Source organism: Paenibacillus amylolyticus (assembly GCF_050990605.1).
GTDB lineage: Bacteria > Bacillota > Bacilli > Paenibacillales > Paenibacillaceae > Paenibacillus > Paenibacillus amylolyticus_H.
The window spans coordinates 3,782,623-3,807,101 of record NZ_CP158832.1 but is presented as its reverse complement, the minus strand read 5'-3'; the positions used below and the strand labels follow the sequence as shown (position 1 = coordinate 3,807,101).

Below are 24,479 nucleotides of genomic sequence, written 5' to 3'. Positions count from 1 at the left end.
GGATTCATTGGTAATTTGATTCTCCTTTGGTAAATGGTATGATTCTAGTATGCTTGCAGAGTAGTGAAATTATGTACATAAGTGAGGTTAGAGTCATTGAGAAAACTGAATTATATTCGCATATTTATTTTCCTTAGTGTGGTCACAATAGTAACGCTTGGCTTGTACTACGTAGCGGCAGATTGGCTGGATCAGCGTTATTTCCGCTTCCTGATCTGGAATCTGTTCTTGGGCTGGATTCCTTTTGTGTTCTCTTATGCAGCTTACTTTCTAAGTCATGTGAAATGGAAAGGTGCTGTATGGCTCGCAGTCGCAAGTGGACTGCTATGGTTGTTATTTTTTCCGAATTCTTCGTACATTGTTACGGATTTAATTCATCTGACAGCGAGAAGTTCCCGGTATTATGATGGTAACGGGGTGGACTACACGTACTGGTACGACTTAAGTGTTGTATTAATGTTTGTCTGGACAGGGCTCCTGCTTGGATTCCTGTCGATGTATCAGCTTCAGGAAGTGATTTATCACCGCATTGGACGCTGGACATCATGGATCTTTGTACTGGCTGGCTGTGCTCTGGGAAGTTATGGCGTATTGCTTGGACGTGTATATCGACTGAATAGCTGGGATGCACTGACGAACCGCGAGACGCTAATTGAGCTGATGCACGAAAGTGTAAGCCGCCCGTCTCTTGCATTTTGCCTGTTCTTTGGCACGTTTATCATCACAATCTATGCCACACTATACTATCTGATCAATACAGGGTCTCCCCGTGAAATGAAGAAGAGTGCAGGAAGCTCCGAGGCGGACCTGCAAGCGTTACGCTAATTTATGTTATCTTGGGCTGAACTCATTACATCTAATCTTAATGTATATTGCTGAAAAGGCTGTTCCAAGTCATACACATGGCTTTTGGAACAGCCTTTTAACATCGGATCGAGTCCTGGATCTACTGAAGAAAAATACCTCTACTTATTAGACATTAACTCAATGATGGTTTTCACAACCAATTCGGGTTCATCGTGGATAACCATATGACCACTGCGGGTGGCCGTGATGAGCCGACTATCCTTCGATATATTCAACATCTTACGCTGTCCCGATTGCCATATGGATTCGAGCTTCTGACCAATTTCAATCGGAATACCTGCACTAGCATAGTCTTGAGGACGTCCGCGTGCAATGATACGTACAGGGATTGCTCCAAGAGTTTGGTCACGAATGGCATCTTCTGTTGAATGAGCGTGGAGGGCTTCTTCTTCTTTGGCGTGAAAATAGGAGAGGGTGGCAATCACATTAACAAAAGTATCCCGATCTTGCTTGGCAACCAGACCATCAAGCATAAAGTCTGGAAATAATCTGAAAGTTCCAGATACCTTTAGCAAAGATAATAGGAATGCAGGCGGGTTTCCCTGAAACTGGGCCTGTTCCAACAAAGCCTTCGTATTCTGCTCATCATCTTCAGGTCTCGCATCAATGAGGACAAGGCTTTGAATCTCACTTGTGTAGGTCTGTGCGAAGAGCCTTGCATACATACCACCGAGAGAATGACCTACCATAACGTAAGGACCACGAATATTCTCCTTCATCAGAGCTGCATGTAAATCCTGAACGATATTCGCTCCAGTACGTTCTGTGGATGCAGATTCACTCCAGGCATACCCTGCGCGATCATACGTGACCACCGTTGCATGTTTGGCTAGTTCCGTCGGAATGTCTCTCCACGACAAACTGGTCTCCCCACTTCCAGCCTCCATAAGGATGGTTGGCGAACCACTGCCTTGTTTATGAATGTGCAGTTGGTAACCGCCGACTTGAACTAAAGTACCAGGAGGCGGAAAGTTCTTTTTGGCCTGCGACGAGGCAAACCATTCATAAAGAAATGCCGCTCCGATTAGCAATAACATTGTGTAGCATATCCTTATGATGAAGGTGAGAACTCTGAATTTCTTGCGTTTTGAGGCTGGGATAGTTGTATGCGTGGTCATATGAATTCCTCTCTTACAGTTGTTTTTATTTAGTACAATGTATTAAAAATTATTATAGCACAGTGTATTACTAAAAGAGAAGGATGGTGTATAATATGGTCATGCCAAAAATCGTAGATCATGAAGCTCAAAGGAAAATCGTTGCTGATGCAGCAATTCGGGTCATACAAGATCATGGACTCGAGCATGCTACAGTTCGAAATATAGCAAAGGAAGCGGGACTATCTGTTGGTTCCATGCGTCATTATTTTGCCACACAGGCCGAATTGTTCACCTTTTGTATGAATCTTTTTGCAGAACGGGTACAGAAAAGGGTGGAGGCGTTACAGATGAGTGAATCTGTACTGCAGGATATGAAGAATCTGCTCTTGCAATTTCTCCCGTTGGACGAAGACAGAATGATGGAAATGGAGGTCTGGTTTACGTTTACAGCCAAATTATTGGTGTACCCTGAATTAAAAAAGTTAAGTGATCAGATGCATCAGGGGATGTATCGGTCTGCTCAGCGGGTAATACAGGAGTTGCAGGAGCAGGGCATGACACATCCTGATCTGGATGCCGAGATGGAGACGGAGAAGTTATATGCTCTTGTGGATGGACTCGCCATTCATATGTTAATGCAGCCAGATAGACTTACAGTAAAACGAGTGAATCAAGTGATTGAACAGCACTTGAGTATGCTATGTCCAACTTAATTTTACATTGTATGAAGAAGGGTTATTTCCTTTTATAAGGGGGTAATCCTTCTTTTTATGAAAATGTTGCAGGTATGCAGGATATGACGAAGAATTAAGAATGAGAATGTAATGAATACATAGACAAGTAGGTGAACAACAAAATGTTGAATGTATTAGAGCTGACAACAAAAGTAGAACATGTCATGGAACGTGTGAATTTTTCGGGTGTTGTATTACTCCAGCAAGCCGGGAAAACCCTTCTGAATATGAACCGTGGTTATGCGAATCGCAGTGAAAAACTTGCCAATCAGGTGGATACACGCTTTGGAATTGCATCAGGATGTAAAATCTTCACGGCAGTGAGTATATGCCAACTCATTGAAGCGGGTAAGTTATCTGCTGATTCCAAGCTGAACGATGTGTTGGATGTGGAGTTTCCGCTGTGGGACGAAGGGATCACCATCCAGCAATTGTTAACCCACACGTCAGGTATTCCGGATTATTTCGATGAAGAAGTAATGGAAGACTTTTCAGAATTGTGGAAAGACAGACCGGTTTACGCAATGCGGCGTTTAAGTGATTTTCTGCCCATGTTTCAGCATCTGCCGATGAAGTCTGCTCCGGATGAACGTTTTCACTACAACAATGCGGGTTTCATTGTGCTGGGGCTTATCGTGGAACAGCATTCAGGACTGTCGTTTACAGATTATGTGGAAGAATACCTTTTCAAAAGGATTGGCATGAAGGACTCCGGTTATTTCGTAACAGATCAGCTTCCGCGTAACACCGCTTTAGGGTATATCGATCATGAAGATGGCTCCTGGAACACCAATATGTTCTCCATCCCTGTCAAAGGTGGATCAGATGGTGGGGCCTATGTTACAGCGCCGGATATGGTTCGATTTTGGGATGCTTTGCTGGGTCACCAATTGTTGAATGCTGAGACAACACGGCAGTTATTAACTCCACATGCTCATCAAGAGGATGAAGAGTATTATGGGCAGGGGATCTGGATTGACCGCAAGGGGGAAGGGATTTTCAAATTTCATGTCATGGGGTTTGATCCAGGGGTGTCGTTCATGTCTTCCGTGTATCCGGACTATGATCTGCAGCTGGTTGTGGTCTCTAATCAAGAGTCTGGTCCATATCCAATAACGATGGCCATCGAAGAAGCTTTGGCATGAAGAATAAACCCTCAGCCTATAGGCAGGTTATGGCCACAAGGTTGGGGGTTCATTTATAGGACGAGATAGATAGAATGCTCGTGCTCATAACATTTTCCAAAGTTCAGGGGCGATTAATCGAGGGAAAACATCCAGTGGAGGTTTCTCTTTCTTTCGTTTGTCATTGGTTAGCACCGTAACAAGTTCCAGCTGAGGGACAATATATACATACTGACCACCAAACCCTCGCGCGTAATAATAATGAAGATTGGGTCTGTCGTTTTCAGCAGCAATATCTTCGGCGGCAGACCTTTCATTCGGATAGACATCGACCCACCAATGCCAGGCATAACTGCCGTGATTCGGTGGAGTGACTGTAATGAAAGGCTGCGTCGAACGGGATAGGAGATCACTTGAAATAAGAGACTCACCCTCCCACATACCTTGCTGTAGAAACAGCTGGCCGAATTTCAGCAGATCTGCGGGCAACATCTTCATACCGAATCCGCCAGTATGGACACCTTGTGGGTCACTTTCCCATTCATAGTCCTTAATTCCCAGCGGGCCAAAAAGATAACGTTCTGCGAACTCGGCTACGTTCATGTCTGCATTTTGCATCAGGATGGCGGATAGAATCTGTGATACTCCTGAATTGTACTCCATATGTGTACCCGGTACATGACTTAACCGTTGTTCCAACGCAAAATCCACCCAATGATCGGTGCGGGTCATGCGAGGGAATGAATTCTGCCCGCCGAACTCATCCCAGTTGAATCCGGCTGTCATGGTGAGCAGTTGTTCCAGCGTGATCGCAGGTTTACGCGGGTCAGGATCGGATGTCAACTGTGGGAAAAAGGTGGAGATTGGGGTTGATGCCTCTGGTAACAAGCCTTTATCCATCGCAATACAGATGAGTGCGGATAGCACACTCTTGGTACAGGAATTGATTTTTGCAATATCGGTCGCAGCCTCTTGGTTGCGGTAGTGTTCGTACATAAGCTCACCGCGTACGCTGACGAGGCCGCTTCGCAGATCCAGCGGTGGAATGATCTGTTGTAACTTGAATGACAGTAATGAAGGATTCATAGTGTCCTTTCTGTACGGTTGATTTGTAAGAATTTTTGTGGGAATAGGTGTCCATTATCTTAGCATACTCCCAAGGTAGGGCTCAACAAGCGCTACATTATTATGTCAAAGCAAACATGTAAAATGCGATTTTTTTGCGAGTGGTTTCAGATTTGGGACGTTGTTTAGGATCGAGAATGGATACTCAAGCTAATATTTTGATTTTTCACAATTTGTGGTTATATAGTTAACCTCTTTCCTATGAACATATGGAAGAATTTTTTACCATTATGAATATGCGAATATAGGAAAAATATCATATGAAAAATGAACTATGTTAGTGCGTATTAAGGTTAGAAATGGTAAAATATCAATGCCTAAACATGGAATAAGCAGATGAGAGATAAATAAATATAGGGTATAGTGTAGAATCAGTGTTTTAGCAAAAGAACTTATTTGAAATTATAGTAATCTAATACTGAATTGAGGAATTAAACATGGCGATTATTGATGTAATTAAGTATGATGGCTCACCTGATGTGTTTGCTTGGAAACATCCTGAGACTGAACTGGGAACATGGACCCAGTTAATTGTAAATCAATCTCAACAAGCAATTCTTTTCAAGGATGGAAGAGCGCTTGATATGTTTGGACCCGGAAGGCATACGCTGAGTACTGCGAATATCCCAATCTTGAACCGACTCGTTAACCTTCCGTTCGGAGGAAAGTCACCTTTTGCAGCAGAAGTATGGTATGTCAATCAAGTAAGCGCATTGGACGTTAAATGGGGAACGGCGAATCCGATTCAGATTCAGGATCCCAAGTATAATATTATTGTTCCCGTAAGAACATTTGGACAAATGGGAATTAAAATTTCGGATTCACGAAAATTTTTGGTCAAGCTTGTGGGCACACTGCCTGAGTTTAATCAAGTTAATATGATTAATTACTTCCGCGGGCTGATTATCATGAATATTAACTCCATGTTGTCCTCATATCTAATACATAGAAAAGTAAGTGTTTTGGAGATCAATGCATATATCGCTGAGATATCACGACATTTTGCAGATACGATAGCTTCTACTTTTGAAGAATTTGGTATTGAGTTAATCAACCTGTATATTCACAATGTCAATCTGCCCGAAGAAGACCCTTCCGTCATTCGATTAAGAGAAGCTTTGGCACGCAAAGCTGAGATGGATATCATTGGGTACACATATCAGCAAGAACGTTCGTTTGATACGCTTGAAGGTGCAGCGAAGAATGAAGGAAGCATGCAGTCAGACATCATGGGCGCAGGGCTTGGTATGGGTATGGGAGTTGGTCTGGGGGGTTCTTTCAGTAGCGAAATGTCCCAGATGTCTAAAGTGATGTCTACTAAGGAAACGCCTGCAGTAAGCATATGTAAGCAGTGTCATCATCCGAACCAGGAGAACAGCTCTTTTTGCAGCAAATGTGGCAATTCGTTAGCCGAAAAATCGGTAGCAACAACAGATTGCAACAATTGTGGACATGCCTTGCCAAAGGGAACCAAATTCTGTCCTAACTGTGGTGACAAATATCATGCATGTCCTTCATGTGGGGCGGATAATGCGGAGAATGCATTGGAATGTAAGCAATGTCATCAACCGATGCCTAGCCCATGCCCTAACTGTAACCATATGAATTCCGGTCATACAAAATTCTGTGGCAACTGTGGCACAAGTTTAAGCTTGAAATGTAGTCGGTGCCAACATGAAGTAAAACCCGGCCAGAAGTTCTGTCTCGATTGCGGAAACAATCTGCAAGAAGGAGGACAGGCATAGTGATGGTAAAACGGAGCAATCTCTTGATTTTGGATGTCGTCTATTTAATATGCATGTTATTATCCTCAATCGTTTCTTTTACGCTGTTTAATCATGCGCTTCTATCGTTTGCTTTTTGGATGAATCTCGTTGCTTCTTATGTAGCGATTACGGCTATTTGGATCTACGCACGGTTCATCATGCAAAATATGGATCGGTTTAAACGATTTGTTCCAGGATACACAGCTTTAGGTGTAGTATTGGTTATTTATCTGATTTGTGTGATGATCTACACGTTGTTAACAGGTTCAGCAGATCATGCGCTTCGCTGGTTCGTATTGTTACACACGTTAACGATTGCGATCGCAATTATTTTGTGCGGAATCATTATGATCTATATTCAGAGTGCGCGCCGTCATGAAACAGATGAACATACCAAAATCGCAAACTTACAATTAATTGAAAAAGCTTTACAGCAATTGCTTCACACTATGGTGCAACAACCGGTCCTAACTGTGGAAGAGGAGCGCAAAACCGTTCAATCATTAATTGAACTTGTAAAGTATAGTGACCCAATCACTCCGGATTCCCTTGAGAAAAATGACCGCCAGATCTTGCTGGACATTGAATTGATGAACAGTGAGCTTGCAAATCAGTACGAAGCAGGGGAATTGGTAAATAGTGAACGTTTTGCTTCGCAATTATCCCAGTTAAAGTTCCGTTTGAAAGAGCGCAATCAACAGATCATGACAAGTAAATCATAAATTGCAGGAGGAAACGCGGTGAAGAAATTTTTTGGCATTTTATTCATTATTCTTTCGTCCGTGACGATCCTGTTATCTTTAATATTAATATCCGAAGGAACAGAAACGGCTATTATCAGTACGATTATTCTTTTTATCCCTGGGGTTATCGTACTTGTTACGGGCATTAAAATGTGTGGTCGACCTAAATCTCAGTCTAAGATTGATCCATACCAGCATTACGATTCTAATGATAGGCAAGATCAGGTATATCAGCATCATGTGAAATATGAAGAGGCCCCTCAAGAAACTGTAGCCGTGAATTGTTCAGGGTGTGGAGCCAAGGTAAGGGGATATCCTACTTCGTCTGCGGATTGTGAGTATTGCGGAACAACGATGAGGATCTCGTAGTTGTAGCTAATACCAATACACTTAACTGCTTTTACAGATACCTGTAGTGTTTACCGCTAGGTATAGAGTGTTGTTTTTGGGAGGAATCAGATTGAGGAAGTTTTTCGGGCTCATTTTTATGGTGTATGCAATTGGCATACCCATTGCTTTTTTCAATGCAGACAATCACAAAAGTGGAGATCTATTTGGCATAATAGGAGTTATGATCGTTGAAACTTTATTTTTGTTTTTTGGCATTAAATTGCTTAGGAAAAAACGTGTTAAGAAAAAGCGTGGCCCGGAACGAAAGTTTTATGGGGGAGATTATGGAGGTCATCTTGATCGCGAAAATTCGAATCCGCATACTTATTCAAGTTACAATAGCAACACCGTGAGTTACAGTAGTCATAATACAATCAACTATACAGAGATCAATTTTTCAGATATGGAAAACGATGAAGAGAAGGTCGAAGAAAAAGTAGAGGAGCCGCAAAGGCCTATTTCAGTAAGTTGCCCGGGATGTGGGGCGAAGGCAAAAGTGCTTCCTAAGCAATCAACGGACTGCGAGTATTGTGGAACAACAGTTGTAGCAACTTAGACGGTTCAGCATGGATGCGAGAAAGGATTGAGCCTTATTCCTATGGAGTCAGGCTTTTTTTTCCCCTCATTTAAGAATTTAAAACTCTGCCTTAATGTGGCCCCGATAATGAAACGTTTCGAAAATTATATTTATTGATAATCCCTATTATATATAGCATTTGTAAGCGTTCTATTTTGTGGTTTACTGAAATGGGAATTTTATGATAACATATACACGAAACGTTTCGAATCCATTTGAAGGGAGAACATCATGAAAAAAGCAAAAATATTCAGCTTCATTTTAACTTTGTGTCTGTTGGCTAATTTAGCTTTAACTCCTATGGCCTCAGCAGGTGACTCAAGCCATTTAATTGGATTTCGAGCAGAATTGAAAGCGATTGCATATAAAACCTATACGTTTTTTGAGGACTATACGGATCAGAACACCGGCTTGACTTACGATGAAGTACGGCTCATTGAAAACGGGACAGAAGAAGCCAAACGTACCTCACCCACGAACATCGCAATGTATATGATGAGTACCGTTTCAGCGCAACAGTTGGGCATTATTTCTAAGAAAGAAGCTGTACATCGTCTGCAAACGACTATCAATTCCCTAGAAAAGTTAGAAAAGTGGAACGGCCTATTTTATAACTGGTATAACACAGATGACGGTTCAGTGAAGAAAGATTGGGGACAATTTATATCCCAAGTCGATAATGGCTGGCTATCCGCTGGTTTAATTGTTGTTGGGCAAGCCTATGAAGAACTTTATGGGGCAACGAGCGATTTGGTAGAAAATATGAATTATACTCCGTTATATGATCCTGAAGTCGGTCAATTCCGCGGAGGCTATGATGTGGCTAAAGGCGCGCTGACGGACCACCATTATGGAATGTTTTACACGGAACCACGTGTAGGCAGTTATATTGCTATTGGGAAAGGTGACGTTCCTCAAGAACATTGGTGGAAGATGTATCGCACATTACCTCAGGAATGGGATTGGCAAGCTCAGATTCCTCAAGGCAAATCCGTTAAGTACGATGGAGTGGATGTGTTTGAAGGAAGTTATGTATACAAGGATACAAAGTTCGTGCCAAGCTGGGGAGGCAGTATGTTTGAAGCTCTTATGCCCGGTATGGTTATAAAGGAAAAAGACCTGGGTACTCAAGCTTTGGGATTGAACAACCAGCGTCATGTCGAATTGCAAATCGAATATGCCAAAGAAAAAGGGTATGCGGCATGGGGCTTTTCACCTTCTGCAACTCCGACAGGTTACAGTGAGTTTGCAGCAACGCTATTAGGTACCTCAGGTTATAAAGATGGAGCAACAGTGACCGCACACGCAACATTCCTTGCCCTGGATTACGCCCCTGAAGCTGCTCGAAAGAACATCAAAGTTTTAAAGAACTTCAAAATGGTTGGCAAATATGGCTTCTATGACTCCGTCAATGTGGAAACGGGAGAGATTGCGAAGGCTTATCTGGCACTGGATCAAGGGATGATTATGGTGTCGATTGCTAACTATCTTCAGGATGGCGTTATACGCAATTATTTTCACAGTGATGAGATAGGGCAAAAGCCAGAAGGATTATTGAAAAAAGAAGTGTTTTCCATTCAATAAAGGGTTGCTTTAGATTAGAGCAAGTTCACTAACGAAATGGGACGAAGATAAAAAGATGGGCGGAACGAAGCAGGGTGTCAGCATGCTTCGTTCCGTTTTTGCGTTTACCACTGATAATGAAGTCGCAGATCGATTAGATTATGGGGCTTATCCGCATTGGGGATCATATGATGCTCCTTTTGTTCTGCACTAATCGATGCTAAGCTACTTGATATCTAGTAATCTGTAGAAATATGAATAAATGAATTATATTAAAGCCATTCAGAGACTTCTATTTGTGGATAGAGTCTGACTCGCTTCAATTCACTTTATAAAAAAGGAACGATGTTATGGACACAGGTATGAGTCGCAACAAGATACTGGGTGCGTTTTTGAAATCGCGGAGAAGCCGCATTCGGCCGGAACAAGTCGGATTGACGGGATCTTATGGACAGCGAAGAACGCCGGGTCTGAGAAGGGAAGAAGTAGCCGTATTGGCTGGTGTCAGTGCAACGTACTACACGTGGCTTGAACAGGGTAGGGAATTCGCGGCTTCGCGAGAAGTGATGGAGAGCATAGCGAACGCGCTCCAGTTAACGCTTGAAGAGAAGAATCATCTGTTTGACATATGGGACCCTAATCAGGAACATGAATTTCTTGCTTCGTATTCTCAGCTGGAGCCAGGGTGGCAGAGCATTATTGGTCAGTTGACTCACCCCGCTTTTATTACGAATGAACGGTCCGAGGTACTTGCCTGGAATGAGGCTGCCAATACGAACCTCTTCAACTTTTCCTCGATGAATGTGAATGAACGTTTAATGATGCGGATTTTATTTCTGGATACTACGCTCAGGGAGCGTATGCACAACTGGGAGGAATTCGCACGGCACTCCGTAGCGGTTTTCCGTACGTACTATGACAAGTATTCGAGTGACCGCGAATTTAGCAAAATCGTAAAACAATTGAGTGAAGAAAGTGTAGACTTCCGAAGAATTTGGAATCTGCACCAAGTCGAAATGAAACAAGTCAATCGTGTCCTGCTTGAAACGACGGATCGGACAGATGGTATTGGGTATGCGTACGATATCTTTTCCATGAATAATCTAAACAGCCAATCAGGTATTCATTGTTGTATTTATGTTCCTGTTACCGGGTAACGGTTCGGTCATCCTGGTAATTTCTTTACTAGCATAAACAGAGTGTGGTTGGGGTCCCGGGAGTGAAATAGAATGAACTCAAGTTCAAACGTTTTTATTTAATGTTTCACTAGACGTTTCTATTTTAACGTGAAAAGAGGGAGCCACATGCTCAAGACAAGAACACTGGGAAATGATCAATTGCGAATATCCGGGCTCGGCCTAGGTGTAATGATGATGCCGGATAATGACGAATCGGTTCATACCATTCAGGGTGCATTGGATGCAGGAGTCACCATGTTTGATACGGCAGATCTGTACGGAGAACATGAAAAACAGCGATTTGGAGGGAATGAAAAGTTGCTTGGGCGTGCGCTGCAAGGTCGGAGATCGGAGGCCATCGTTGCTACCAAATTTGGTATAACACACACGCAGGGCCCCAAGGGAGATCCGGCCTACATCAAAAAGTCAGTAGATGCGAGTCTCTACAACCTGGGGATGGATTATATCGATCTGTATTATCAGCATCGTCCTGATCCCAATACACCCATTGAAGAGACCATCGGCACGCTTGCCGATCTGGTTCAACAAGGGAAGATACGTTATATTGGTTTGTCCGAGGCGCCAGTAGAGATCATTCGGCGTGCGCATGCCGTTCATCCGATTACAGCATTGCAGACGGAATATTCATTGTGGAGTCGAGAAATTGAGGATGAGATTATGCCTGTCCTGCACGAATTGAACATTGGCTTGGTTCCATACAGCCCATTGGGACGTGGCTTCCTGACTGGTCAGATCCGATCTATAGACGATTTGCCGGAAGATGATTATCGTCGTCACTATCCGCGCTTCCAAGGTGAGAACTTTCAGAAGAATCTGGAGGTAGTTGGATTAATCCGAGAGATGGCTGTGCAAAAAGGATGTACGGTTTCTCAGCTTGCCTTGGCTTGGTTGCTTGCAAAGGGAGAACATATCGTTCCCATCCCGGGGACTCGCAGCTTGGAAAGAGTTCACGAGAACTTAGGAGCGTTACAGGTTTCGCTTACGCATGATGAGATGAAGCAGATCGATCATATATCACCTCAAGGGATTGCAGCCGGAGGCAGATTCCCTGGTCAAGCCTAGTTCATTAGTACATGGATGAAGAACTATATATAACATGTGTCAACAGTATTATCTTTCTATTCTCCGGCATACAGTACAACGATGAGATGTATGCTCAAGGAGGAGAAATGATCGTATGATAAATCCGGTTTTGCAAGCCCCGAATGTTCCGCTGGCTGCCGATTCCAATGCGGTTGTCAATTATCAGCGGGATTCACGCAACTATGTAACCCAGTTGTTTGGAGAACAGCTGCCGACCATTGCGAATGGTTTCTTTAACGTGTACTTAAGCAAAGGGATTATTGTACAGCCGCACTGGCACACCAATGTCACGGAGATGGTTGTGGTCATCACCGGTGAAATTACAGCGTCAGTCTTCAATCCGTTTATGCGTGAACGATTGACATATCGTCTGAAACCAGGTCAGGTTGTGGTATTTCCGAAAGGCTGGTTTCACTGGTTTGTCGCTGAGACAGATGATGTATATGTGTTAACGATCTTTGATCAACCTACGCCTGATATTGTGTTTGGAGCGGATTTCTTGGCTGCTACACCGCCGGAGGTAGCTCATCGCGCGTACTGTTTGGATGAAGAGGCGTATGCCAGAGCCGTTGCGTCCATTAAAAATGATGCCATTCTGGGCCCTCCAATAGGGTGTGATACGCAGGTTTCTGATCAATCGACATCACCTTCCAAGACGTCTGTGTCGCCATCCAGTAAACTGAAGTCTTAATTCAAAATTTCTTATTTATGATCAAAGTACACAGCCTGTAACTGGAGAATAACAGTTGCAGGTTTTTTGACGTGTTGATGTAATAATCGTTAGTATAGTATGAACATCCAACAAAAACGGAGGACTCATGTAATGAACATACCAGAAATGAAAACGCTTGAAACTGCAATGAGTTATGCACCTATTTTGATGTTTGACAGAGCCGAACCTTTTTATCCTGATTTTGTTGGCATTTCTGTGTTGCATCAATCTGGGCCTTCACCATCGTTCAGAAGGGACATTAAGTTTCCAACCGAGGCAGTACAATATGTAATTGAATATGCAATCTGGTGGGATTATGAGATTGGACATCTGTATGAAATGGAGCATGTATGGGTTTATGTGGGTCATGACGGAGAGGTAGTAGACTGTGAAGCCAGCTTTCATGGGAAGGTGCTGCGCGGATTGTTGAAGGAACGGGTCAATGTGGTTGGACATCATGTATGTCTGTACTCGCAGCCTGGCAAACATGCTTTCTCACCACTTCCGGTTGTATTTGAGTTATTGCCAAACCTGTATAGTGCAGCAGGTGCCCAAGCTGGATGTGATGGGCTACTTGTGAATGAGTTGTTTCAAGATTATTTTGAAACGAATGAACAGATCGATGCTCAGGTAGAGCGTTATCTGCAGACCAAAGCGTTTGTACCTACCATGGAGTTCGAAGAATATATACTAAAACCAGAGATGTTCATGACGTGGGATAATCTGTTTCGTATTATTCCGCATAGGATTAAGGACCGATTAATGGAACTTGAGCAGCTTTACAGCACATAGTTAAATCGTTTTAAACGGGTTTTATGTAAATTTAATGTGTGTTTATTCGCTTCAAAACCAAACTTGGTTGATTCGGGTTTGGTTTTTTAGCGTGGAAAATGATATGTGTTAGACGGAAGAACTATACAACTTCTTATGCAAAATTAAGAAGAGCATATCATATGAGGGTTTGTATGGAGATGTATGTATAAGTCAATACGGAATGTTAAGTATACGTACATATGTAATTTGTAAAAACGATTTAGTAGGTAAAAAGTTTTAATTATATTAAAAAGAAGATTCTTTATATCTGAAATAAAAATTCATAATTGTGCAAAATTGTAGAAATAAAAACATTCTATTCAGTTTTAGTATATTTATGTCGAAATAGATCGTAAGTTGTCTGGAGCGCGACCTAGAGAAGGGTTTACCAACCAAGCGTTATATACATAACTGGACACTACTAGCCTAGGAGGAGATTACATGAAGTGGTTTGGAAACTTGAAAACAGCAACAAAGATTATCTCAGCATTTTTAATTGTGTCGATAATCCTTGCGGCGCTTGGAGTCTACTCGGTAGTAACATTGAGAAGTACGAACGAACGAATGCAAGAGATGTATAACAATAATCTAATCTCTGTGAAAGAGTTATCCTCTGCTCAGATTGATTATCAGAGATTGCGAGTTAACGTACGTGATTTGAACTTCGAAACAGTAGCAGCAGCAAAGACCACAATTACGGAGAATATTGCGATGATTCGTCAATCCATGGAGGATCGACTTGCTACATACCGTCCTCTTGCAACTACTCCTGAAGAAATGGAATTGCTTCGTAAATTAGATCCCCAGTATGGCACTTATATGAAACTATATGATCAAGGTGTCACTATGGCGTTATCGGATGGTACCTCTGCTTTTCAGACATTTCTGAAAGACTCACTGAAACAGCCGGGTGATGAACTTGTACAAACGTTGACGGATCTCATAACCCTGAATGGAACATTGGCTGAACAGGCGAATACGAAGGCAGAAGAAGCGTACACAATGGCCTTTACGGTAACCATTGTTCTGGTAGTTGCATCTGTACTTTTTAGTATACTGATCGGTTACATGATCTCTCGCTCGATTTCCAAGCCACTGATGGCCATGCTTGGTCTGGCTACGGAAGTTGCAGGTGGAAATCTGACCCTCAAGTCAGACATCTCCAGCAAAGATGAAGTAGGTCAACTGGCTGGGGCACTGAATCGTATGGTGGATAACTTGAAAGAGTTAATCAACAACATCGTGATGAACTCCCAAAGTGTTGCTGCTTCTTCGGAACAGATCTCAGCCAGCACACAGGAAATAGCAAGTACCAGCACAAGTCAATCCAGCGAGGCAGGAAACATTTCCGAATTGTTCAAGGAGCTCTCACTTGCAATTAACTCTGTCGCTGCAAGTGCGGAAGAAGCGGCTGAATTGTCCAATGATACTGTGAAGACTGCGCGTGAAGGTGGACTCGTTGTGCAGAATTCATTGGTAGGCATGCAAGCTGTTAATACGAAAATGACCAAACTTGAAGATGATTCCCGTAAAATTGGTGACATCATTGAAGTGATTGACGATATCGCTGAGCAGACCAACCTGCTTGCGCTGAATGCAGCAATTGAAGCGGCACGTGCTGGAGAACAGGGACGAGGGTTCGCTGTAGTAGCAGATGAAGTCAGGAAGCTTGCAGAACGAAGCGGCGAGGCGACCAAAGAAATTACAGCTATTATCAAAGCGATGCAGGAAAATACGAGACAAAGTGTGCAGGCAGTAGCAGCCAGTGTTGAGCAGTCTTCCATGACTGGACAGGCTTTTGATCAGATTATTGATATGGTCAATAACTCCTCACAGAAAGTAAACGAAATTGCTGCTGCATGTGAAGAGGAAGCAGCCCAAGCCGCAGAGGTGATGAGCTCTGTTGAATCCATCTCGGCTTCCAGTGAGGAATCCGCGGCTGCATCGGAAGAGACGGCGGCAACCTGCCAGTCTCTGGCACATCTGGCGGAAGAACTGGCGAATTCTGCAGCTGTCTTCAAAACCCAATAAACCAATTGAATTGAGAGTGAATCGATGTCTTCACTTCAGAAGGAACAATATATTGAACTGTCTGTAGGTGCAGAGACTTGCGCCATTCGAATCGAAGAAATTCACGAAATTATTAAAATACTGAGCATCACAGATATCCCATTCAGTCGCCCAGAGATCAAAGGGGTCGTTAATCTGCGTGGCAAGGTTGTATGCGTGATGAGTCTGCGGAACCTGCTGGGTATGCCGGATGAACCGGACACCAGAGCAACGCGTATCATCGTAGTACGACATCAGGATGAATATATTGGTCTGATCGTGGATCGAGTGAACAAGGTAACCACCTATTCGGAAATACATCCGCCAACCGGAGGTTATGGTCGTAACCGTGAAGGTTTGTTCCATGGTGTGGGTCAACAGGAAGACAAGCTTGTGGGCATTTTGAAACTGGACGAAATATTGGGCGGTTAGGGAGGTATATACGAATGATGGATTTGTCTGCCTACCGTGACATCTTTATCGAAGAACTGAATGACCAACTGGAACGTATGGATCAGTCTTTGCTGGCATTGGAACATTCGTCTTCTGTTGAACTGGTTCAAACACTGTTTCGGGCAGCCCATACCATCAAGGGATCGGCATCCACAATGGATTTTCGTGAATTAAGCGACCTCACGCATGAAGTGGAGTATGCCCTTGAATGGGTCCGGGAGAAAAAACCGGAGATGACTTCGGAGCTAATTGATACGTTGTTCCGCTCTTTGGACGCCATGAAGGTGCTTCGTGATCAGTATATCCGTGGAGAAGCCTATTCAGACTTTCGAGCGGTAGTACGAGAAATAAAGGATTTAATTCAAACCCCTGCAGTAGTTGGGCAACTTAAAGCACCTCTTTTGCAACCAGCAGAATCGATTGTGGCACAGGCAGCTATAGTGTCAGGCAAGCAGTTATTGTCCATTCATATTGTGCTGGAACAGAAGTGCATGATGAAAGCGGCCAGATATCATATTTTACAACAACGCATTGGGGACATCTGTGGTACGGTTGTCGCTACTTCGCTCATGGAGAGCCAACCGGGCTCGGAGAATGAAGATGATCATTATAGTCAGTTCATCATCATCGCGGCTACTTCAAAGGACACACAGCAGCTTAAGGCAGAGCTGTCTTCAGACTCGGATATCCATATGTTGGAGATTGATCCATATCTGCTGAAATCTAATGAGGTTGCAGCGACTTCTGCACCGCTTGAACTAATCTCTGAAACAGAGCAAACGAAACAAAGGTTACCTACCGTGAATACAACTGGCCCGGATGAGAAAGTGAAAGCTGCTCAACCTACAGTTCGTGTGAGTGTTGAACGTCTGGACCATTTAATGAATTTGGTTGGCGAACTCCTAATTGATCAAACATCCCTTGCAGATCTTAGTGGATCGGGTGCGCGTAAGGAGTCTTCTACACTCATCCAGAGTATTAGTGGTGTATCCGATCATATGGGCAGGGTGATCAAGGAACTCCAAGAAGGTGTAATGAAGACACGGATGTTACCCATTGATCAATTATTCAGTCGCTTCCCGAGATTGGTTCGTGACCTTTCGCAGAAGCTGGGTAAGGATCTGGAACTGGTTATTCAAGGTGGGGAGACTGAGCTTGACCGGATGATTATTGAAGAATTGAGTGACCCGCTGATCCATCTCATTCGCAACAGTGCTGATCATGGCATTGAAAGTGCAGAGGTTCGGGGGGAGAAAGGTAAACCGTCCAAAGGACGTATTACATTAACTTCGTTTCATGAAGAAAATCATGTCGTCATTCGTTATTCGGATGATGGCAAAGGTATCGATGGGGAGAAGATCAAAGCTTCCGCTTTGGGTAAAGGCATCATTAGTGAGGAACAGGATGCACGTCTTACAACACAGGAAGCTGTCCATCTCATATTTGAGCCCGGTTTCTCTACCGCTTCTTCTGTAAGCGAAGTATCGGGACGCGGCGTTGGAATGGATATCGTGCGTAGTCAGATCGGACGGCTCAACGGCATCATTGATATCGATACAGAAGTTGGTGTTGGAACCACGTTTACGATTCGTCTGCCGCTCACTTTGGCCATTATTAAAGGTCTGTTAGTCAAAGTGTCGGGTCGTGTTCTGATCTTGCCGATGTACAATGTGGCCGAAATTGTTCGAATTTCACCTGAAGATATTCAGATGATCCAAGGGCAACAAGCCATCCTGAATCATGGTCGAATTGTACCTTTTCACAGACTGTGTGACAAACTCAACTATCCGCGAATAGATCGTAAATCCAAAACCATTCCACTGGTGATTGTGCGTTCCGTCGACAAAATTGCAGCATATGCAGTAGATGAGATCATAGGAAATCAGGAAGTCGTTATTAAGACACTTGGGACGTATCTGGGTGCGATGAACCATCTTTCTGGTGCAACGATCCTTGGTAATGGTAAAGTAGCCCTTATATTGGACGCGTCCTATCTGGTCAGTCACTAATCGTTAGATAAACTTTACATTATGCAGGCCAAAGAGCCTCATCATTCTTAAATGGATGGTGAGGCTTTTGGTTGTACCCTTTTGACATTGCAGCCACTCAGGATTTGAAAATGAGATCCATAAACCGGTTGGCAGCCAGAGAAATCGGCATATTGCGCTTGGTCATGATTCCAACATGGGAAGGGGGAAGCGGTACATCAAGCTGAATTTCGAAGAGAGAGCCTTCCTCCAGCTCTTTGGAGATGAATTCTCGTGTGACATAGGAAATACCCAATCCCCGACGGGCAAATTCAATGAGCAAATCAACGCTACCGACTTCAATCTCAGGCTTCAACGTGTAATTATAGCTGTTAAACAACTCGGTTATAGCCATCCGAACCCGGCTGTTCCGCGAGAAGAGAATCAGTTGATGCTCTAGAAGCATCTCAAGTGTCATGACTTTACCCTTTAACTGAGCATAACGTTCCCCTGCCACAAAACAGTCTTTCAACTGAATGCTTTCTCTGACTTCGAGCTGTGGATCAACAATGGGCATCCGAACAACACCAAGATCGATCTTGCCTTCTTTGAGAAAGGTGATGACTTCCGGCGTGGTTCCATGACTCAGATGTAGCTTGATGTTAGGATACAGGGTGTGGAATTCCTCTAAATATGCCAGCATGTAATGCTTGAACAAGGAGTCACTGCCACCAATCCGGAGTTCACCATTGTCGAGATTCTTCAGTGCGGCCATTTTTTCTTCCGCAAGTGAGATCAGAATCTGGGATTGTTCAATATAGGAGTACAGACTGGCACCTTCCTGTGTCAACGCTACACCCTTAGAATTTCGATAAAACAAAGTGAGACCAAAGCTCTCTTCCAATTGCTTAATGGCATGACTGACGCTGGGTTGAGTGATGTACAGTGCTTTCGCAGCCTGTGTCAAACTTCCCGTTTTGGCGGCCCAATAAAAGACTTTATATAGTTCGTAATTTGTTGTCATAGATGTGGTCTATAGCTCCTGTGAAATATATTAATTACTTGTATGGCTATAAAACGTATTATAGTGTAACTACAACAAAGAAACCAGAGTTACTTGGAAGGAGAACGGTGAGATGGAACCAACTACCATTGTTTTATTTGGTGCTACTGGCGATTTAGCCAAAAGAAAAATATATCCTGCCTTATATAACTTATATCTTGAGCAGAAGCTTCCTGAAACCTTCTCATTGATTGGTCTGGGGCGTAGAGATTGGTCTGATGAATTCTTTCAGGCACAAGTGGAAAAATCATTAAATGAATTTTCCAGACGCCAGGCTGATCCTGAAGATGTGAAGTCATTTGTGAAAGCTTTCCGCTACAGTGTATTGAATATAAGCCATAAGGAAGATTATATAAAGCTGTTAGGTCTAGTTGAACAAAGAGAAGCTGAGCTTGGCATTCCGTCCAATCGCTTGTTTTATCTCTCGGTTGGTCCGGAATTTTTCGAACCGATTGCCGAGAATATTCAAGAAAGTGGACTGGGTTCCACAGAGGGCTGGAAACGCCTCGTCATCGAGAAGCCATTTGGTCACGATTTACAGTCCGCCAGAGACCTTAATCGCAAATTAAGCGAATCGTTCACGGAGGAAGAGATTTATCGGATTGACCACTATTTGGGCAAACCAATGGTACAGCGTCTGGAGACGTTGCATCAGAGTAACCCGATCATGAAGGCGCTATGGAACAATCGTTACATCTCCAATGTGCAAATTACGGCGAATGAGACTGTAGGTGTTGAAGAACGTGCATCCTATTATGATCATGTAGGCGCTGTGAGAGACATGTTCCAGAATCATATGTTGCAATTGCTTATGATGATGGCGATTCAGCTTCCATACAACAGTACTTCCGAAAAAGTTGGATTGAAGAAAAAACACATTATGGAATCGATCCAGCCGTTACAAAAGCAAACTGTGGGCGCAAGCATCATCCGTGGACAGTATGCAGCAGGCAACATTCAAGGCCAACCGGTTAATGCTTATACTGCTGAACCGGGTGTAGCAGAGAATACGATGAATGACACATTCATTGCTGCCAAATTGCAAATTGATGATTTCTTCTGGCGTGGTGTTCCATTCTACATTCGTACGGGTAAAAGAATGAAGGAGAAATCAACACGTATCGTGATTGAATTCAAAGAACCTTCAGGACAGACGAATGTGCTGAAAAACAAAGGTTCCAAGCCAAACCTGCTCGTCATTGAGATGAGTCCGGATCAGAGCATGACATTGCAACTGAATGCAAGTGATCCTGAGAATAAAGGTGAATTCAAACCGGTTCATATCGATCTTTCTCCTGATAAAGGTGACCTCGCGGAAGCTTACGAGAATCTGATTCGTGATGCTTTGCTGGGTGATCCAACATTCTTTGCCCACTGGGATGAAGTAGAATTGTCATGGGCATGGGTGCAACCCATTCTGGATGCCTTCCAGGAAAATCTGTTGCCACTTCACCTGTATCCTGCGGGTAGCTATGGACCGGCTGAATCGGATGCTATGCTTGCAGAAGAAGGTCACCACTGGTGGTTTGATGAGCCGGCGGATCAGGAGTCTGTAGTTACAAATAGCATACCCTTGGCGGTTAATGCGAATCTTTAAACCATAATAAAAAAATTATATCTGGAGGTAATTAAATCATGAAATTTTTTATCGATACAGCTAACGTGGAAGATATCCAAAAAGCATACAAAATTGGCGTATTGTCTGGTGTAACAACTAACCCATCTTTGGTAGCCAAAGAAGGTGTGAAATTTGAAGATCGTATTGAAGAAATCTTGCGTTTGGTACCTGAAGTGGAGTCCGTTTCTGCGGAAGTAACACCAGATGCCCTTACTGCTGAAGAGATGATTGCGCAAGCAGACGAATTGATCAAAATTAACAACAGCGACAAAAATATTACGATTAAATTGCCAATGACACTTGCAGGACTTGAAGCTTGCCGTTACTTGACCAAAAAAGGCGTGAAAACCAACGTAACGTTGATCTTCACTGTGAATCAGGCGCTTCTGGCTGCTCGTGCTGGTGCGACATATGTATCCCCATTCCTGGGACGTCTTGATGATATCTCCGAAGATGGCGTACAATTGGTTGCCAAAGTTGCTGAATTGTTCCGTACACATAACCTGGATGCACAGATTATTGCGGCTTCTGTAAGACATCCGGATCACGTTACACGTGTAGCGATGGCTGGAGCACATATTGCTACTGTTCCATTCTCCGTCATCGAACAGATCTCCAAACACCCGCTGACAGATCAAGGTATGGACAAATTTGCAGCGGACTGGAAAAAAACTGTACAATAATCACTGAACATTTATTCGTTTCAACTTACTATATAAATAATGGAGTATTGGGAGGACATAATGAGTAAACAACAGATTGGTGTTATTGGATTGGCAGTAATGGGTAAAAACCTGGCTTTGAATATTGAAAGCAAAGGTTTCTCGGTATCGGTATTTAACCGCTCCCCGGAGAAAACGAACGATCTTCTGAAAGAAGCAGAAGGTAAAAACCTGACAGGTGCGTTCACCATTGAAGAATTCGTGGAGTCCTTGGAGTCCCCGCGCAAAATTCTGATCATGGTACAAGCCGGCAAAGCGACAGATGCTACTATCGAGCAACTGCTTCCTCATCTGGATCAAGGCGACATCATTATCGACGGAGGTAATGCTTACTTCCCTGACACACAACGTCGCAGTAAAGAGCTGGAAGAAAAAGGTTTCCGCTTTATCGGCGCAGGTGTATCCGGTGGTGAAGAAGGCGCACTGAAAGGTCCGGCAATCATGCCAGGCGGTCAGGAAAGTGCATATCAACTCGTAGAACCGATCCTGACAGCAATCTCGGCCAAAGTTGGCGATGATGCTTGCAGCACGTACATCGGACCTGACGGTGCTGGACACTATGTGAAAATGGTGCATAACGGTATCGAGTATGGAGACATGCAGTTGATTGGTGAAGCTTACCACTTGCTCAAATCCGTATTGAACGTTTCCGTTGAAGAACTGCATGAGATCTTCACCGAGTGGAATCAAGGAGAGCTGGACAGCTACCTGATCGAAATCACAGCAGATATCTTCTCCAAATACGATCCAGAAACCGGTAAGCCAATGGTTGACGTGATTCTGGATGCGGCTGGACAAAAAGGAACAGGTAAATGGACAAGCCAAAGCGCGCTGGATCTCGGCGTACCTTTGTCCATGATCACGGAATCCGTATTCTCCCGTTTCCTGTCTGCCATGAAGGACGAGCGTGTAGCAGCAAGCAAAATTCTCAGTGGACCAGCAACTGAAGCATTCTCTGGCGACAAAAAAGCGTTCATCGAGAACGTACGTAAAGCGCTGTTTGCAAGTAAAATCGTATCTTATGCACAAGGATTTGCCCAAATGCGTGCAGCTTCAGATGAGTATGGCTGGGATCTGAAATACGGTAACATTGCCATGATCTTCCGTGGTGGCTGCATCATCCGTTCGCAGTTCCTGCAAAACATCAAAGAAGCATATGACAAAGATGCAGAACTCAAAAACCTGCTGCTTGATCCTTACTTCCAAAACATCGTTGAGTCTTATCAAGGTGCATGGCGTGAAGTTATAGCAGCAGCTGTAAAACAAGGTATACCGGTACCTGGATTCTCCAGCGCATTGTCTTACTATGACAGCTACCGTACGGAGCGTTTGCCAGCAAACTTGCTGCAAGCACAACGTGACTACTTCGGGGCTCACACATTCAAACGTGTGGACAAAGAAGGTTCATTCCACTTCCAGTGGATGGACACAAACGAGTAATTTTAATTCCGAAAATATAGCATTCCTGCAGTTCTCCTTGAATTTAACTATTCAGGGTGGCTGCGGGAATGCTTTTTCTCGTTAATGGTTCGAATTTGAATATCACTAAATTGTAATAAAATGTACGAATCTGGGTTGGGCAAACAGATGATCTGACGCTTCAACTACGTTATACTTGTTCAGACGGATCTGTGTCCGTGATGAAAATTCAGAATACAACTTATTAACGTGGAGGTTAGACCGGGCATGTTTGTATTAGCGGGTATATTGTTTTTGGTCGTATACGGTTTATTAGTGTTCTACATAGGCTGGAGCGGTTGGAGTTGGATGAAACCAGTTGTGTCCGCCAGATTTCGATGGTTTTATATCATAGCGCTCGTATTCCTTGCCGTTTCCTTCATTCTGGCACGAGTATTTGGAAGCATTTCGTTCCTCGGTATCATCGGTTCTTACTGGCTGGCGATCTTCTCGTTGTTATTGTTGATCCTGCCAGTCGTTCACCTTACGATGTGGTTGCTGAGATTAACCCGTATTCCTAGACATCACACACAGAAATGGGCGGGAGTCGTTACGCTGGTGCTGTTAGTGTCTACAATGGGTTATGGAATTTTCAACGCCTACAGCCCGGTAGTGAGAACATATAATATCCAGATTGATAAAAAAGTAGAAGGTGTAGACAAACTCAACATTGTCATGGCCGCCGATATGCACTTCGGACTTCTGTCTGGCCCTGCACATGCCAAACGCATGGTGGAGGAAATTAATGCGCTGAAGCCGGATCTGGTGCTGTACCCTGGAGATATTATTGATGACAATTTGGATATGTACCTCAATAGCGGAATTGCCGACATTATCAGTGACATTCAGGCTCCATACGGTGTCTATGCTTCTCTCGGGAATCACGATAAGTTCGATGGTCCGATTGAAGATCTAATCGCTGCGCTGGAGAAGAGCAACATACAAGTTTTGTATGATGACAAGATTGTTTTGGAGGACAAGATTACCCTCATTGGTCGGAAAGACCGCACAGAGAAGGATCGTGCAGAAGTGGCTACTTTAATGCAAAATACCGACTTGAGCCAACCGGTACTTATGATGGATCACCAGCCGTATGATCTGGATATTGCGGAACAGAACAATGTAGATCTGGTCGTATCCGGTCACACCCACCGTGGTCAGATTGCGCCGGCTCAGTTTATCACACAGGCTATTTATGAGAATGATTGGGGTTATCTGCAAAAGGGTTCCATGCACTCCATCGTAACGTCGGGATTTGGATTCTGGGGGCCTCCAATTCGTACAAGCAGTCGTTCGGAGATTGTGCAGATTAATGTGACCTTCCAGTAATGATGAAAGGCCTTTCGAGAGAAG

At 43.7% G+C, this 24,479-nt stretch carries 23 protein-coding genes; 20 read left to right on the top strand and 3 right to left on the bottom strand.

Annotation, left to right across the window (positions count from 1 at the left end):
- Window positions 1-96: 96 nt before the first annotated feature.
- Window positions 97-825: a DUF1361 domain-containing protein gene (locus tag ABTV53_RS16965; protein ID WP_433744503.1), complete on the top strand. Its 729-nt coding sequence runs from the start codon at window positions 97-99 to the stop codon at window positions 823-825.
- Window positions 826-965: 140 nt separating this feature from the next.
- Here ABTV53_RS16965 and ABTV53_RS16960 read toward each other — a convergent pair whose 3' ends face one another.
- Window positions 966-1,904, bottom strand: a complete 939-nt coding sequence (locus ABTV53_RS16960; RefSeq protein WP_433744501.1) for an alpha/beta fold hydrolase — start codon at window positions 1,902-1,904, stop codon at window positions 966-968.
- A gap of 176 nt (window positions 1,905-2,080) precedes the next feature.
- On the opposite strand from ABTV53_RS16960, the gene ABTV53_RS16955 reads away from it, so the two are divergent.
- A complete protein-coding gene (locus ABTV53_RS16955; RefSeq protein WP_433744498.1) occupies window positions 2,081-2,680 on the top strand; it encodes a TetR/AcrR family transcriptional regulator in 600 nt (199 codons plus the stop codon).
- Window positions 2,681-2,823: 143 nt separating this feature from the next.
- Window positions 2,824-3,846, top strand: coding sequence for a serine hydrolase domain-containing protein (locus ABTV53_RS16950; protein ID WP_433744495.1), 1,023 nt, complete (start codon window positions 2,824-2,826; stop codon window positions 3,844-3,846).
- A gap of 84 nt (window positions 3,847-3,930) precedes the next feature.
- Here ABTV53_RS16950 and ABTV53_RS16945 read toward each other — a convergent pair whose 3' ends face one another.
- On the bottom strand, window positions 3,931-4,911 hold the full coding sequence (locus tag ABTV53_RS16945; protein ID WP_433744493.1) for a serine hydrolase domain-containing protein: 981 nt from the start codon (window positions 4,909-4,911) through the stop codon (window positions 3,931-3,933).
- Between the two features lie 476 nt (window positions 4,912-5,387).
- On the opposite strand from ABTV53_RS16945, the gene ABTV53_RS16940 reads away from it, so the two are divergent.
- From ABTV53_RS16940 to ABTV53_RS16880, 13 genes are all read left to right on the top strand, one after another.
- On the top strand, window positions 5,388-6,695 hold the full coding sequence (locus ABTV53_RS16940) for an SPFH domain-containing protein (RefSeq protein WP_433744490.1): 1,308 nt from the start codon (window positions 5,388-5,390) through the stop codon (window positions 6,693-6,695).
- Window positions 6,695-7,438 carry a hypothetical protein gene (locus ABTV53_RS16935; RefSeq protein WP_433744488.1) on the top strand — a complete coding sequence of 248 codons (744 nt, stop codon included), beginning with the start codon at window positions 6,695-6,697 and terminating at the stop codon, window positions 7,436-7,438. Before ABTV53_RS16940 ends, ABTV53_RS16935 begins: the two co-directional genes overlap by 1 nt.
- Window positions 7,439-7,456: 18 nt before the next feature.
- On the top strand, window positions 7,457-7,828 hold the full coding sequence (locus tag ABTV53_RS16930) for a hypothetical protein (protein WP_433744486.1): 372 nt from the start codon (window positions 7,457-7,459) through the stop codon (window positions 7,826-7,828).
- Between the two features lie 91 nt (window positions 7,829-7,919).
- Window positions 7,920-8,405 carry a hypothetical protein gene (locus ABTV53_RS16925; RefSeq protein WP_433744484.1) on the top strand — a complete coding sequence of 162 codons (486 nt, stop codon included), beginning with the start codon at window positions 7,920-7,922 and terminating at the stop codon, window positions 8,403-8,405.
- Between the two features lie 252 nt (window positions 8,406-8,657).
- Window positions 8,658-10,010: a glucoamylase family protein gene (locus ABTV53_RS16920; protein WP_433744482.1), complete on the top strand. Its 1,353-nt coding sequence runs from the start codon at window positions 8,658-8,660 to the stop codon at window positions 10,008-10,010.
- Between the two features lie 55 nt (window positions 10,011-10,065).
- Window positions 10,066-10,203 carry a hypothetical protein gene (locus tag ABTV53_RS16915; RefSeq protein ID WP_433744480.1) on the top strand — a complete coding sequence of 46 codons (138 nt, stop codon included), beginning with the start codon at window positions 10,066-10,068 and terminating at the stop codon, window positions 10,201-10,203.
- A gap of 136 nt (window positions 10,204-10,339) precedes the next feature.
- Complete coding sequence (locus ABTV53_RS16910) at window positions 10,340-11,146, top strand: helix-turn-helix transcriptional regulator (RefSeq protein WP_433744477.1); 807 nt, start codon at window positions 10,340-10,342, stop codon at window positions 11,144-11,146.
- 147 nt (window positions 11,147-11,293) lie between these two features.
- Entirely contained in the window at window positions 11,294-12,250 is a 957-nt protein-coding gene (locus ABTV53_RS16905) for an aldo/keto reductase (RefSeq protein ID WP_433744474.1), read from the top strand.
- A 115-nt stretch (window positions 12,251-12,365) separates the two neighbouring features.
- Entirely contained in the window at window positions 12,366-12,962 is a 597-nt protein-coding gene (locus ABTV53_RS16900) for a cupin domain-containing protein (protein WP_433744471.1), read from the top strand.
- A gap of 132 nt (window positions 12,963-13,094) precedes the next feature.
- Window positions 13,095-13,775 carry a hypothetical protein gene (locus tag ABTV53_RS16895; protein WP_433744468.1) on the top strand — a complete coding sequence of 227 codons (681 nt, stop codon included), beginning with the start codon at window positions 13,095-13,097 and terminating at the stop codon, window positions 13,773-13,775.
- Between the two features lie 462 nt (window positions 13,776-14,237).
- Window positions 14,238-15,827, top strand: a complete 1,590-nt coding sequence (locus tag ABTV53_RS16890; RefSeq protein ID WP_433744465.1) for a methyl-accepting chemotaxis protein — start codon at window positions 14,238-14,240, stop codon at window positions 15,825-15,827.
- 24 nt (window positions 15,828-15,851) lie between these two features.
- Window positions 15,852-16,277 (top strand): chemotaxis protein CheW, encoded by a 426-nt coding sequence (locus tag ABTV53_RS16885; RefSeq protein ID WP_433744462.1) that lies wholly within the window; start codon window positions 15,852-15,854, stop codon window positions 16,275-16,277.
- Between the two features lie 14 nt (window positions 16,278-16,291).
- Window positions 16,292-18,307, top strand: a complete 2,016-nt coding sequence (locus ABTV53_RS16880; protein ID WP_433744460.1) for a chemotaxis protein CheW — start codon at window positions 16,292-16,294, stop codon at window positions 18,305-18,307.
- Between the two features lie 97 nt (window positions 18,308-18,404).
- Here ABTV53_RS16880 and ABTV53_RS16875 read toward each other — a convergent pair whose 3' ends face one another.
- A complete protein-coding gene (locus tag ABTV53_RS16875; protein ID WP_036672843.1) occupies window positions 18,405-19,289 on the bottom strand; it encodes a LysR family transcriptional regulator in 885 nt (294 codons plus the stop codon).
- Window positions 19,290-19,401: 112 nt separating this feature from the next.
- Between ABTV53_RS16875 and zwf the strand changes: the two genes are divergently transcribed.
- The 4 genes from zwf (at window position 19,402) to ABTV53_RS16855 (ending at window position 24,455) form a co-directional block, all read left to right on the top strand.
- Window positions 19,402-20,925, top strand: coding sequence for a glucose-6-phosphate dehydrogenase (gene zwf, locus ABTV53_RS16870; protein WP_433744457.1), 1,524 nt, complete (start codon window positions 19,402-19,404; stop codon window positions 20,923-20,925).
- A 38-nt stretch (window positions 20,926-20,963) separates the two neighbouring features.
- Window positions 20,964-21,629: a fructose-6-phosphate aldolase gene (fsa, locus tag ABTV53_RS16865; protein ID WP_076210039.1), complete on the top strand. Its 666-nt coding sequence runs from the start codon at window positions 20,964-20,966 to the stop codon at window positions 21,627-21,629.
- 60 nt (window positions 21,630-21,689) lie between these two features.
- Window positions 21,690-23,108: an NADP-dependent phosphogluconate dehydrogenase gene (gene gndA, locus ABTV53_RS16860; RefSeq protein ID WP_124116334.1), complete on the top strand. Its 1,419-nt coding sequence runs from the start codon at window positions 21,690-21,692 to the stop codon at window positions 23,106-23,108.
- A gap of 246 nt (window positions 23,109-23,354) precedes the next feature.
- Window positions 23,355-24,455 carry a metallophosphoesterase gene (locus ABTV53_RS16855; RefSeq protein WP_433744452.1) on the top strand — a complete coding sequence of 367 codons (1,101 nt, stop codon included), beginning with the start codon at window positions 23,355-23,357 and terminating at the stop codon, window positions 24,453-24,455.
- Window positions 24,456-24,479 lie beyond the last annotated feature (24 nt).

Bases quoted from the DNA above. Each gene is read 5' to 3' on its own strand.
- ABTV53_RS16900 (WP_433744471.1), top strand. From the start codon at position 12,366: ATGATAAATCCGGTTTTGCAAGCCCCGAATGTTCCGCTGGCTGCCGAT.
- ABTV53_RS16890 (WP_433744465.1), top strand. From the start codon at position 14,238: ATGAAGTGGTTTGGAAACTTGAAAACAGCAACAAAGATTATCTCAGCA.
- ABTV53_RS16880 (WP_433744460.1), top strand. From the start codon at position 16,292: ATGATGGATTTGTCTGCCTACCGTGACATCTTTATCGAAGAACTGAAT.
- zwf (WP_433744457.1), top strand. From the start codon at position 19,402: ATGGAACCAACTACCATTGTTTTATTTGGTGCTACTGGCGATTTAGCC.
- ABTV53_RS16940 (WP_433744490.1), top strand. From the start codon at position 5,388: ATGGCGATTATTGATGTAATTAAGTATGATGGCTCACCTGATGTGTTT.
- ABTV53_RS16960 (WP_433744501.1), bottom strand. From the start codon at position 1,904: ATGTTATTGCTAATCGGAGCGGCATTTCTTTATGAATGGTTTGCCTCG.
- ABTV53_RS16885 (WP_433744462.1), top strand. From the start codon at position 15,852: ATGTCTTCACTTCAGAAGGAACAATATATTGAACTGTCTGTAGGTGCA.
- ABTV53_RS16950 (WP_433744495.1), top strand. From the start codon at position 2,824: ATGTTGAATGTATTAGAGCTGACAACAAAAGTAGAACATGTCATGGAA.
- ABTV53_RS16920 (WP_433744482.1), top strand. From the start codon at position 8,658: ATGAAAAAAGCAAAAATATTCAGCTTCATTTTAACTTTGTGTCTGTTG.
- ABTV53_RS16875 (WP_036672843.1), bottom strand. From the start codon at position 19,289: ATGACAACAAATTACGAACTATATAAAGTCTTTTATTGGGCCGCCAAA.
- ABTV53_RS16895 (WP_433744468.1), top strand. From the start codon at position 13,095: ATGAACATACCAGAAATGAAAACGCTTGAAACTGCAATGAGTTATGCA.
- ABTV53_RS16915 (WP_433744480.1), top strand. From the start codon at position 10,066: ATGGGCGGAACGAAGCAGGGTGTCAGCATGCTTCGTTCCGTTTTTGCG.
- ABTV53_RS16955 (WP_433744498.1), top strand. From the start codon at position 2,081: ATGGTCATGCCAAAAATCGTAGATCATGAAGCTCAAAGGAAAATCGTT.
- ABTV53_RS16910 (WP_433744477.1), top strand. From the start codon at position 10,340: ATGGACACAGGTATGAGTCGCAACAAGATACTGGGTGCGTTTTTGAAA.
- ABTV53_RS16905 (WP_433744474.1), top strand. From the start codon at position 11,294: ATGCTCAAGACAAGAACACTGGGAAATGATCAATTGCGAATATCCGGG.
- fsa (WP_076210039.1), top strand. From the start codon at position 20,964: ATGAAATTTTTTATCGATACAGCTAACGTGGAAGATATCCAAAAAGCA.
- ABTV53_RS16945 (WP_433744493.1), bottom strand. From the start codon at position 4,911: ATGAATCCTTCATTACTGTCATTCAAGTTACAACAGATCATTCCACCG.
- ABTV53_RS16855 (WP_433744452.1), top strand. From the start codon at position 23,355: ATGTTTGTATTAGCGGGTATATTGTTTTTGGTCGTATACGGTTTATTA.
- gndA (WP_124116334.1), top strand. From the start codon at position 21,690: ATGAGTAAACAACAGATTGGTGTTATTGGATTGGCAGTAATGGGTAAA.